Annotated in this window: 11 protein-coding genes; 1 reads left to right on the top strand and 10 read right to left on the bottom strand. The window is 44.8% G+C overall.

The genetic code is table 11. The annotated features are described in order from the left end of the window. Positions 1–346: 346 nt before the first annotated feature. Complete coding sequence (locus JMX96_RS13490; RefSeq protein ID WP_201569665.1) at positions 347–736, bottom strand: DUF6122 family protein; 390 nt, start codon at positions 734–736, stop codon at positions 347–349. Positions 737–1,123: 387 nt separating this feature from the next. Between JMX96_RS13490 and JMX96_RS13485 the strand changes: the two genes are divergently transcribed. Beyond that, positions 1,124–1,483 (top strand): hypothetical protein, encoded by a 360-nt coding sequence (locus tag JMX96_RS13485; protein WP_227677058.1) that lies wholly within the window; start codon positions 1,124–1,126, stop codon positions 1,481–1,483. Positions 1,484–1,531: 48 nt separating this feature from the next. Here the strand turns inward: JMX96_RS13485 and JMX96_RS13480 are convergent, their stop codons facing one another. From JMX96_RS13480 to JMX96_RS13440, 9 genes are all read right to left on the bottom strand, one after another. Beyond that, positions 1,532–2,824, bottom strand: a complete 1,293-nt coding sequence (locus JMX96_RS13480) for a hypothetical protein (RefSeq protein ID WP_201569663.1) — start codon at positions 2,822–2,824, stop codon at positions 1,532–1,534. Positions 2,825–2,915: 91 nt separating this feature from the next. Further along, positions 2,916–3,665 (bottom strand): twin-arginine translocase subunit TatC, encoded by a 750-nt coding sequence (gene tatC / locus JMX96_RS13475; RefSeq protein ID WP_413786747.1) that lies wholly within the window; start codon positions 3,663–3,665, stop codon positions 2,916–2,918. 113 nt (positions 3,666–3,778) lie between these two features. Further along, positions 3,779–4,165, bottom strand: coding sequence for a Sec-independent protein translocase protein TatB (tatB, locus tag JMX96_RS13470; RefSeq protein WP_201569659.1), 387 nt, complete (start codon positions 4,163–4,165; stop codon positions 3,779–3,781). A gap of 55 nt (positions 4,166–4,220) precedes the next feature. Next, complete coding sequence (gene tatA, locus JMX96_RS13465; protein ID WP_201569657.1) at positions 4,221–4,505, bottom strand: Sec-independent protein translocase subunit TatA; 285 nt, start codon at positions 4,503–4,505, stop codon at positions 4,221–4,223. An 80-nt stretch (positions 4,506–4,585) separates the two neighbouring features. Then, on the bottom strand, positions 4,586–7,273 hold the full coding sequence (locus JMX96_RS13460; RefSeq protein WP_227677057.1) for a copper-transporting P-type ATPase: 2,688 nt from the start codon (positions 7,271–7,273) through the stop codon (positions 4,586–4,588). Between the two features lie 140 nt (positions 7,274–7,413). Next, a complete protein-coding gene (locus tag JMX96_RS13455) occupies positions 7,414–7,692 on the bottom strand; it encodes a DUF5676 family membrane protein (RefSeq protein WP_057758573.1) in 279 nt (92 codons plus the stop codon). Positions 7,693–8,123: 431 nt separating this feature from the next. Next, the gene (locus tag JMX96_RS13450) at positions 8,124–8,609 is read right to left on the bottom strand and encodes a DUF305 domain-containing protein (RefSeq protein ID WP_057758571.1); all 486 of its coding nucleotides are present in this window, start codon (positions 8,607–8,609) and stop codon (positions 8,124–8,126) included. A gap of 27 nt (positions 8,610–8,636) precedes the next feature. Further along, positions 8,637–9,815 (bottom strand): copper resistance protein B, encoded by a 1,179-nt coding sequence (locus JMX96_RS13445; protein WP_201569655.1) that lies wholly within the window; start codon positions 9,813–9,815, stop codon positions 8,637–8,639. Between the two features lie 25 nt (positions 9,816–9,840). Continuing rightward, a complete protein-coding gene (locus JMX96_RS13440; protein WP_201569653.1) occupies positions 9,841–11,541 on the bottom strand; it encodes a copper resistance system multicopper oxidase in 1,701 nt (566 codons plus the stop codon). Between the last annotated feature and the right edge of the window lie 23 nt (positions 11,542–11,564).

Here is an 11,564-nt window from a genome sequence, read left to right as displayed (position 1 = left end):
AGGCTTAGATGTGTATAGTTCATGGTTACAATCTCACTTTGGTCGGTGGATATAAACTTTGATGCTAGCGCATCTAGGTCTTTTTTTCACCTCGCATTTGGTATTGCACTTCATGTGTTAATCTAAGTCATCATTTAGCGTAAGTATTTCAATTATTTTGAAGTTAGCATTTAGTACATACTCACAAGACGTTAAATTTCCAACCATACTGGGGTGGTTTAAGTAGGAGTATAACTTGAAAATTATCTTTACCATTCCTCCACTATCCACTGTACTGATAGCTGGCTGTGCCACAAAATCTGTTTAGACTATATCCTCTGAACAAAGGGATGTAGTCACAACCGTATTAAAACTTAATAGCTTTGCCTAACCACGCTACCAACTCACGGGCAGAAGCCTGACTCAAACACTGCGGACAATTAATATAGGTCATTATGCAGTCATTTAAATCAGTCAACATATGCAGTAATAACCCTAAACCAATTACCTTATAGGGCTTTGGTAAAAACAACATGCTCGCATATACTGCCATCGCATAATAAGTATGTAGCGGATGGAAATTAATACTACAACGATTGGGCGAAAAGATAGGTGTCGCTAGTAGATGATCTAAATCAACTAGCATGGTTGCTAATAGGATCAAATAAACTCGCTTATAGTCACTACGAAAAAACATATAGGCGATAATCAACGGCATACCAAAATGTAGAAAATAATGGATAACGGTTTGACTCATCGCTTTTTCCGAACTAAGAGGGTGTTTTAAAAATTGTCCTAAGAGTATCATACACGATCTGAGGTATACCTTCACACCTGAAAGACAAGCACGAATCCACCACCTGGCATACGGAAGTTAGTCACCTGACCTTGATAAACACGCGCCGCAGGCAACATACTGATCTGCCGTTAGGAGACGCCAGTAAGCGGCGTTTCGGTCTGGTAACGACGATCGAGTAAACATGAAATTGTATTTATTGCTATGGCTATTTTTGGAGGAATGATGACTCTTGTAAGCCTATCCCGCCGAGCAGCGACATTAGCAGTGCTTGCCCTGATGGTATGGAGCGTAAGTTTCTTTCTCCATTTTTTTTGGGAGATGGCACAGGTACCTTTCTTCTCCGGCATGGCCGAAGCGAGACACTGGGACGTAGTCTGGCTTTGTACACGTGCGACCGTCGGTGATGCCAATATTGCTTTTGGCGCTTACGTGCTTGCGGCATTGTTTGTAAAAGACTGGTTCTGGATTGCAAAGCCGTGGCGTCTGTCGACTTTATCGATATACCTTGGCGTTGGCCTAACTGTGACAATACTCTTTGAATACTGGGCAACTGGCGCTGGCCAAAGGTGGAATTATAGTGGGCTGATGCCTGATGTTCCGTTACTAAGCATAGGTGCGTTGCCGCTCGTTCAGTGGGTGGTCATTCCGATAATGTTAATCTACACTGTCAAATGGATGTTCCTAGGTTGGCAGATATCCAAGTAATAAAAATTAGCATTAAAGGCAGTTGGTGCTATTTAGCTCACTACACCATTACACTTGGAAAACAGGCGCGAATCCACCCCCTGGTGTACGGAAATTAGTCGTCTGACCTTGATAAACACGCGCCGCAGGTAGTAGCAGTTGTCCGTCATACGTATAAAGACGTATATCAACCTTTCTCGTTGTGACAGTGTCATCAATTTTTATTGATCGCTCTCCTGCAGGAACAAAGGACTGTGCGATATAATCCTCATCAAGAATGTTCTCAAAAACGCGTCGAGTCAGCTTACTACCGCGATAGACCCCTTTGCTTCCATGACCAGCAACTGGCTTAAAAAACAGCTGTCGCCGAGTACGCCACAACTCTGCTGCCTCGTCTCTTGATACGAGCTTAGTCCTTGGCACAGACTTTTCGAGGCATTCTGCTGCTGCATCATTCAGTCCCCAAGCGCGCAATGTCTGCGGATCGGATAGCAAGGTCAGATTGTGCTTATTAGCCAACATAGCATGGACATGAGGATTAGGCGTTACTACCACAGCACCTTCTAGATACGCACGCTTAAGCAGTGCATGGTCAGGCTCCTCAAATGCGAAGTCGACCAACCGATTGTAGATCATATCAATGGGCTTACCATGCGCTGTCAGCTTGCCATCGACATAGTCGAGTTCAGAGGGATCTAGTATCACAGTGTCAATGCCTCTAGCTTGGAGCAGTTGACGTGCTAACTGGAACTCCAAAAACATGAACTGACTCTTAGGATCATTATCCACGATGGCTATTAGGTTGGGCATAGCAACAGCAGACTGTCTTTGCCATTCCTGTTTGAACATAGTAAACACTGACTCCTCAAATGCATCTAGCATTTGAGTGGTTACAGCGCTCTGCTGTGAGGCATTACAGCAGCGTTTTTGTGCACGAGCGAGCAACACATTAAGAAACGCGCCACCAGCATTGGTATTGACCTCAATGAGCTGAGGACCATCACGACCCAAGTGAAAGTCATAGCCCATGAGAGCCCCTATTGGACCAGGGTCAAAAGCAGAGATTTCTGGTGCCCACGACAGGGCTTGCTCTTGATACGGCGACAGCTTGGCAGCCAACTCGATAGCGTCAACGATCTGCTCCATCGTCGCTATCTCTGTCTTGGGGACGAACACTGGTGTTGCTGAAAAAATCTTATTAAGCTCATTCGCTCCTATTGGATTGCTTCTAGTTTCCATTAATTGATCTTGAAGGCTTGTATTGAGCGCTTTACGATCGAGAGTAATACAGTAGCACTCTTGATTCAGTCGATTTGCGAGACCGTCATTCGTCTCATCGTTGTTGCTGGTTAAGTGTTCCATTTAAACCTCGTCGTTAAGTAGATTACTTACGCTGACATACTCTAGTAAACAGCAAAAAACAAAAGGGGTATTTGGCGTTTTTACGATGATGCTAGTTGCTTTTTAATGTCTCATTTCCTGAGTCTAAAGCGGTGCTTCGTTCCTCTTTGATTAACATTTTTGCTAAGAATAAACCCAACTCAAACAATAGCCACATAGGAATCGCTAGCAAGAGCATGGATATGCCATCAGGCGGTGTTACTACCGCTGCAACCGCAAAGCAGCCGACAATGATATAACGGCGCTTGTCTTCTAAACTCTTAGTAGAAACGATTCCAACCATTATCAGTAGTAAGGTAACCACTGGAATTTCAAAAGTCAGTCCAAACACCATAAACAACTTGAGGGCAAAGCTCAGATAACTGTCAATATCGGTCATCGGTATAACGTTCTGCGGCGCGAATAGGATAAAAAATTTCAATACACCTTTGAGCACGACAAAGTAGGCAAAAGCAACACCCGTATAGAATAAAAATATCGAAGACAACAGCACAGGAATAGCAATTTTCTTCTCTTTCTTATATAGGCCAGCGGCGACAAACGACCAAATTTGATACAGAATATAAGGCATCGCTAAAAATGCGGCGACAAAAACTGTTAAGCGAATGGGTGCCATAAAGTTTGACGTGATGTCGGTGGCAATCATAGTCGAATTAGCTGGCAACTGCGCTACCAATGGGTCTGATAAAAGATTATAGAGCTCGCGTGAAAACCCTGCCAATGCTAAGAAAACAATCAAAACGGCTACGCATATTTTGATGAGATGCTTGCGTAGTTCAATCAAATGTTCAGTAATAGGCATATCACTGAGCGCATTCAGCACATTATCAGCCTCATCACTATGGGCAGTGTCTGGAACTTTAGTATTTGTATTCGCTAACTTTTTTTGTCGATTTTTTTGGCGTTTAAATAAGCTCATTCATCCACCTTCTCTATAGATGAAGAAGAGGAAGTATTTGGCTGATGATCTTGCTGATGAGAAGACATTGGCTGATATGAAGTATCTAAGCTCTGATTCTGCGAGTCTTCAAACTTTTGCATACTACCGCGCATCTCTGCTAGTTCACGCTTCATATCTGACTCAGTCTGACGGATTTTTACAAGCTCACTTTGTATTTGTTGGCGCGTTTCAGCCAGATCTAGCTCAGCTTCTATTTCAGACTGTAGAGTGGATACTGTACGGCGCAGTTTGGCATACCATTGCCCAGCCGTACGCGCAGCCTGCGGCAGTTTCTCTGGGCCCAATACGATTAAAGCAATGATGCCAAACAAGAGTAACTCGGAAAACCCGATATCAAACATAACAGTCACATATATTAAAAGACTATTTAGTGCTGCTATTTATAAGCGGCGCGCTTCATGCTTTGTGCTGATCATCAGTGGTGATAGGGCTGATTTCTGTATCATCAGCCTGAGTACCTACCTGTGTATTTAAATCATTACTTGCAGCTGGCGTACTATTTTCATGGTCAAGTGAACGATTATTGCGAGCACGCGAGGTTTCTTCATCTTTGACTGCTTCTTTAAAACCCTTTACTGCACCGCCTAAATCTTTGCCAGCATTTTTAAGCTTAGCGGTGCCAAATACGACCACCACCACAACCAATAAAATCAGCCAATGTGTAATAGAAAAACTGCCCATAACGTGATCCTTATATTTTAAAGTCTTGATAAGACCAGTATGTGTATGTGTGCTTTAGAAACTGATCCACCATACCAAAACTACAGTTTCAAGCGACGCAATCGCAGCGCGTTGCCAATAACAGATACTGAAGACAGACTCATAGCAGCGGCCGCTATCATTGGACTGAGCAACAGCCCAAAAAATGGATACAGAACACCTGCCGCAAGCGGTATACCGAGCGCATTGTAGATAAACGCAAAAAACAGGTTTTGTCTGATATTTCGCATCGTAGAATGACTCAGTTTATGGGCTCTGACAATTCCCATCAGATCACCCTTCACTAGCGTGATGCCAGCACTTTCCATAGCCACATCTGTTCCTGTGCCCATGGCAATGCCAACGTTAGCCTGTGCAAGAGCGGGAGCATCGTTAATACCGTCACCCGCCATAGCCACGACCTTGCCGCTATTTTGTAGCTCTTTGATAATACGGTTTTTGTCTTCTGGAGAGACGTCAGCATGTACCTCATCAATATTTAACTTACTGGCAACGGCTCTAGCGGTTATTTCGTTGTCACCTGTTAGCATGACCACCTTTAGTCCAGCCTGATGCAGTAAAGATATCGCTTCGCTGGTACTCGGCTTGATCGGATCAGCGACTGATATTAAACCAGCAGCTTGGCCGTTTACTGCTACAAACATTACCGTTTCGCCGTCTTTTCTGCGCTTATCAGCACGTTCTGAAAGCGTACTGTCAAAGCTATCAAGACGTTGCATAAATTTTGAGTTGCCTACAGCGACTTGCTTGCCATTGACCAGTGCCTGCGCGCCTTCGCCAGTGGTTGAGCTAAAATCACTGGCTTTAGCAATATCAAGAGATTTTTCCTGCGCAGCTTTAACGATAGCTTCTGCCAAAGGATGCTCGCTGGCAGTCTCTACCGCAGCGACAAGTATAAGCAGTTCATTTTCATCTAAGCCACCAAGTGCTTCGATAGCAGTGAGCTCTGGTTTGCCTGCGGTTAATGTTCCCGTTTTATCGACAACGATGGTATCGACTTTTTCCATGCTCTCTAACGCTTCAGCGTTTTTGATAAGCACGCCATTCTGAGCACCCTTGCCAGTACCGACCATAATCGACATAGGCGTGGCGAGTCCTAAAGCACAAGGGCAAGCGATGATTAACACTGCAATAGCGTTGACCAGTGCAAAGGCCATGGCAGGCGCAGGTCCGAAAATAGCCCAGACGATAAAAGTTATGATAGAGCAGATAAGGACAATTGGCACAAACCATCCAGCCACCTTATCCACCAGCTTCTGTATTGGTGCGCGACTGCGCTGGGCTTCAGCAACCATTTTGACGATCTTGGACAGTACCGTGTCATCACCCACGTCAACCGCTTCAACCAGTAGGGTTCCCGTGCCGTTTACTGTGCCACCAGTAACCGTATCGCCTTTTGCTTTAGAAACCGGAATAGGTTCCCCCGTTACCATCGACTCATCGATACTGCTGCTGCCTTCAAGCACAATGCCATCTACAGGGAGTTTCTCTCCTGGCTTAACCCGTAATTTGTCGCCACTGATAACTTCGTCAAGGGAGACTTCTGTCTCAACGCCTTGCTCATCTACCCGCTTTGCATTTGGTGGTGCCAACTCAAGAAGAGCACGAATTGCGCCAGAAGTCTGGCTTCGGGCTTTAAGCTCTAGAACCTGACCTAGTAGTACCAATGTCGTGATAACCGCTGCTGCTTCATAATAAACACCGACTCGACCGGATGCATCCCTAAAACTGTCTGGGAAAATGCCCGGAATAAAGGTTGCTATCAGACTGAAACCAAATGCTGTGCCTACACCTATCGCAATTAGGGTAAACATATTTAGGTTGCGACTTTTTATGGATTGCCAACCTCGCACGAAGAAAGGTGCTGCTCCCCATAACACCACTGGTACCGCAAGCGCCAACTGGATCCACTGCGCAATCTTCCCAGCGATATCGCCCTGACCGCCTTGAATGAAGCTGTCCAAATTTATACCTACCATATCGCTCATTGCATACAAAAACAAAGGGACGGTCAGCACGGTACAAATCCAAAAACGCCGAGTCATGTCATCGAGCTCTGAGGTATCCTCTTCACCAATAGCAACAGTCTCTGATTCAAGTGCCATGCCACATATGGGACAACCACTATTCTCAACATCTCTGACTTCGGGATGCATGGGACAGGTATAAACGGTTCCGCTGTAGCCAGCTGGCACTTTATCGTACTTGCCGCCTTTTATAGAGTTTACCTTAGTAAGGTCAGTATCCTTTCCATGACGGTGTGCATGACTGTCTTCATTATCATTTGAATCAGTAACCTCGCCCTCAGGTTTGAGAAACATGCCGCATATTGGGCAATCGCTTTTTTCAACATCTCTCACTTCGGGATGCATAGGGCAGGTATAAACGGTACCGCTATAATTTTCCGGTACTTTGTCGTACTTACTTTCTTTAGTAAGATGAGCATCGGTATTCGACGGACTATGACAGCTTGTATGGTCATCTTTCATTGCTACCATCTCGGCAACAGCGTCTTCAGGTTTAAGAGACATTTTGCATATGGGACAGCCGCTATCTGTAACGTCTCTCACCTCTGAATGCATCGGACAGGTATAAATGGTTCCACTGTAACCAGTTGGTACCTTATCGTAAGTGGTATCTTTATTGGATTCTATGCCTGTATTCGCTGTACCGTCACAGCAATCATGGTCTTCGCTATCCGAAGTATTTTTCGTCGTATCGTGTTTCATGACTATGTTCCCGTTATTGATTGCAATGATAGTTTAGGTCTAAGTCACCAGCTTTTGATCCCATCCAAGATTAGCGCACTGTCCGTCGTTCTCAGCATAGCTGACCTATCTGAGCCGAAGATTCAATGGCTACGCTAGACTCATCCTGCTTTAGCAAACCAGCGATATAGCGGTACAAACACAATCGCAAAATACCAACCATAAAGATAGGATTCGACAAATCCAATTAGGAAACCTGACCATGTCAGCCATTCAAAACCAGGTAGCAGCGGTGCCCAAGCCTCATGCATGCTTATCTGCTCAGGTGCGAGTAGGCCAAAGCCTATGCACAAGAGATAGCTAATGAGCAGAAACAGAGAAACGCTATTGCCCACAGGACCAATTCTTAAAGTATTCGCTTTTGAATTCAATTCGTTCATCTTGACTCTCCTTGGTGGATGCTATACACCGCTTTCGTCACCACCAAACAACGGTATGGTATATGACCCGAGCATCCGAGCCAGAAAGCTTTGCGCAATAATTATAGAAAATTACATCAGCAGAGCATTAAAACCGGTCGTCAAACAGTCTCCATATACTTGATGCAAGTACGTCGCAGCACCGCCAGCTGACGGGTAAGCGTTAGAGATTTTGATATAGGAGTAAGCACTAAAAGAGACAACAATTGCAGCAGCCAGAAGGCCAGTAGGGAAAGTGAACCATGCATACTCAGCCTTTTATTGCTTTTTCATGAGCAATGTTTTGATTCTGTAGTGAAAGTAGCTTTGAATAAAAAGACCTATATGCTTAAGTCTATCATTTGATAGACCATTATTTTATTTGTTTAAAATATTCCTATCAGTATAGATCGTTATTCAAGCTCATCAATCAATTGCTTCATCTCAGCGATTTCACGCTTTTGCGCTTTAATAATATCGTCAGCAAGCTTTTGTACACGCGGATCTTCAATATCAGCGCGACTACTAGTGAGAATGGCAATCGAGTGATGCGGTATCATCGCTTGCATCCAATCGACTTGATCGACAGTTGCTTGTGATCTAACACCCCAAATACCAACAGCAAACATCAATACGCTTAGACCATAGATCATTAAATTGACTTTGGTCTTCTTATACATATTCGTCATAAATGCCAACATGACCACTGCCATACCGGCACCCATGTAGAGCGCCATGTAAGCTCGGGTTTCACTAAAATAAATATGATCCCATTCATAAGTATTGAAATACATCATGATGTACATCACAATCGTAGACGTCACAATCATCAGAGTGAACTTTACATAAGGGTTCATGCCCTGTTGATGATTCATGCTGTTTTGATCTGAAGCATTCATAGTATATCCCCTATTGTTTTAATAATATTAAAACCAGAATTTAACCCCCGCAGTCAAACTACTACTATCAACCGATTCATCTTCTTGACGTCGTTGACCACGAGCCTTGCCAAGCGCTGTCTCATAACTAACACCCACATAAGGAGCTAGCTGGCGACTGAACGTCTCGTAAGTCAGCCTAACCTCGGTTTCCATCTCATTAAAGCCTTTGGTAATACCATTATCATGGTCATCTTTACTAAAGGCAGTTAATCCCACCTCCGGTATGACCACCCAATGCTGATCTAAACGCCATTCGTACTCTGCCCCTAAATCAAGACGAAGTTGACCATCGGTATATAAGTAGGCTCTCGCATCTGTTTCAATAAAATAAGGCGCGGTGCCGACAATACCTGCCATCACCGCCGCGTTATCATTTTCAGTATCGTAAGCAACACCAGCTTCACCATTCCAGAAAATGCTCAGTGGTTTCCAATAAGCAAGCGAGCTCAAGCTATCGATTTCTTTATCATCTTTAGTCTGAGCACTACCTTCGGTACGTAGTCTTATACGATTGCTATCAGTACCATACCAACCCGTCGCCTCAAAGTTGATTTGGTCTTCATCAAACTGATAGCCCAAGTCGTCTACTGACACTCCCCATAATGGCATGCTGCCCATCATCATTGGCTTACCATACTGTCCGTAGGGAACCCCATTTGAATAGTCTGGACTGCGAGCATCGGCTGGTGGCTGCCCACCTTGCATCCCTGACATATCCATGCCACTGTGATCCATACCAGACATATCACCCGACATATCCATGCCACTGTGATCCATATCAGACATATCGCCCGACATGTCCATACCACTGTGATCCATACCAGACATATCACCAGACATATCCATGCCGCTGTGATCCATACCAGACATATCACCTGACATATCCATGCTGCTATGATCCATATCAGACATATCGCCCGACATGTCCATGCTGCTGTGATCCATACCAGACATATCGCCTGACATGTCCATGCTGCTATGATCCATATCAGACATATCACCTGACATATCCATGCTGCTGTGATCCATACCAGACATATCGCCTGACATATCCATGCTGCTATGATCCATATCAGACATCTCAGCAGCAGTGGCAAAAGAGGATGTGAGCAAGACTAGCGATGACAAACCAATGAATGGCAGATTTTTCTTAGATATTTTCATAATAAGCCTCATATTTGAAGGTTTGTTAAACGACGGCAACTTCTCGGAACATACCAGCTTCCATGTGATAAAGCAGATGGCAATGCCACGCCCATCGTCCAAATTCACCCGTCACATCAAAGCTAATCTTTTGCGCAGGCTGCACCACAATCGTATGTTTACGTACTTGAAAGTCTCCAGATGGTGTGCGTAAGTCACTCCACATTCCATGCAGGTGCATCGGGTGATTCATCATCGTGTCATTGACTAAGGTAATACGTACGCGCTCGTTAGGCTTAATATTGACAGGCGTTGCATCCTTAAACATGACACCATCCAACGCCCAAATATAGCGCTCCATGTTACCCGTTAAATGTAGCTCGATCTCTCGGGTAGGCTTACGCTGCTCTGTAAATATGGCCTCATCGACAGAGCGCAGCTGACTATAATTCAGCACGTCACGATTGATATTGCGCAGGTTAATACCGGGATCATCGAGGTTCATACGTGGACTGTCGACACGCATGTCAGATTTAAAGTCATACTCGGTCTTGGCGTGTTTAGCTTTGTAGCCTTTGTCACCCATCGCACCCATCATATCTGCCATGGTCAGCCATTCGATCTTGTCCATAGCAGGTATGGCAGCTCGCGCACCTTTTTTGGTTGCAAGCGTGGTCGCGACATAGCCCGAACGATCGATATTTTGGGCAAATATGGTATGCGCGTCTTGAGTCGGCGTGACAATGACGTCATAAGTCTCAGCAACGCCAATACGAAAATCATCAATATCGACGGGTGCGACATCATTGCCATCCGTTGAGACGACGGTCATCTTCAGACCTGGTATACGCACATCAAATATCGTCTGTGCTGAGCCATTGATAAAGCGTAGTTTGACGGGCTGTCCCGCTTTCACTAGTTGTGTCCAATTGGCTGCTGTGGTCTTACCATTCATCAGATAGGTAAAGGTTTTTTCACCAGACAAATCCGTGAAATCTGTCGGCATCATGCGCATCTGATTCCACATTTTGCGCTTGTCATGAGCAGCTTCTAGATTTGTTGCTGCAATATCGGCCAGCAGCTTTTTGAAGTCTGGTAGATGATAATTGTCAAAGTCTGCACGCTGCTTTAAAAGCTTCAAGAGATTATGCGGATCGCGGTGCGTCCAATCACTCAGCACGATTACATGGTCTTCTTCGATAGGATGACGTTCGCGACCTTTAGGCTCAATAACGATAGCGCCGAGCATACCAGTTTGTTCTTGGAACCCGCTGTGTGAGTGATACCAATAAGTGCCTGATTGCACCAGTTTGAATGTATAGGTAAAGGTACTGTTCGCAGGAATACCATCAAAGCTAATACCTGGCACACCGTCCATCTCAAATGGAACGAGCAAACCATGCCAATGGATAGAGGTTGATTCATCCATCTGATTATGAACACGTATCACTACGGTATCGCCTTCACGCATCTTTAGCGTTGGCGCTGGCAGCGAGTCATTGATGAGTGTCGCCATGCTCTTTTTACCGTTCACAATAGCGGACTGTTTACTGACGTATAAGTCAAACTCTGTACCGGTTAGGATGGGTACGATATGGTCAGCTTTATCACTGTTGACGGCTATATTTTGTTGACCTTTACCGAGCGCACTATTGGCAATAGACGGCAGCGTAGATAGCATGGATGCCCCTAACAAAGTAGAAGATCCTGTTAAGAAACGCCTGCGATTGAACATATTCTTGTTCATAATAATTTACCTAACTTAATCCG

Source organism: Psychrobacter sp. JCM 18900, from assembly GCF_904846625.1.
GTDB lineage: Bacteria > Pseudomonadota > Gammaproteobacteria > Pseudomonadales > Moraxellaceae > Psychrobacter.
Note: the sequence above shows the minus strand (reverse complement) of the source record. Positions and strands in the feature narration are given on the sequence as shown.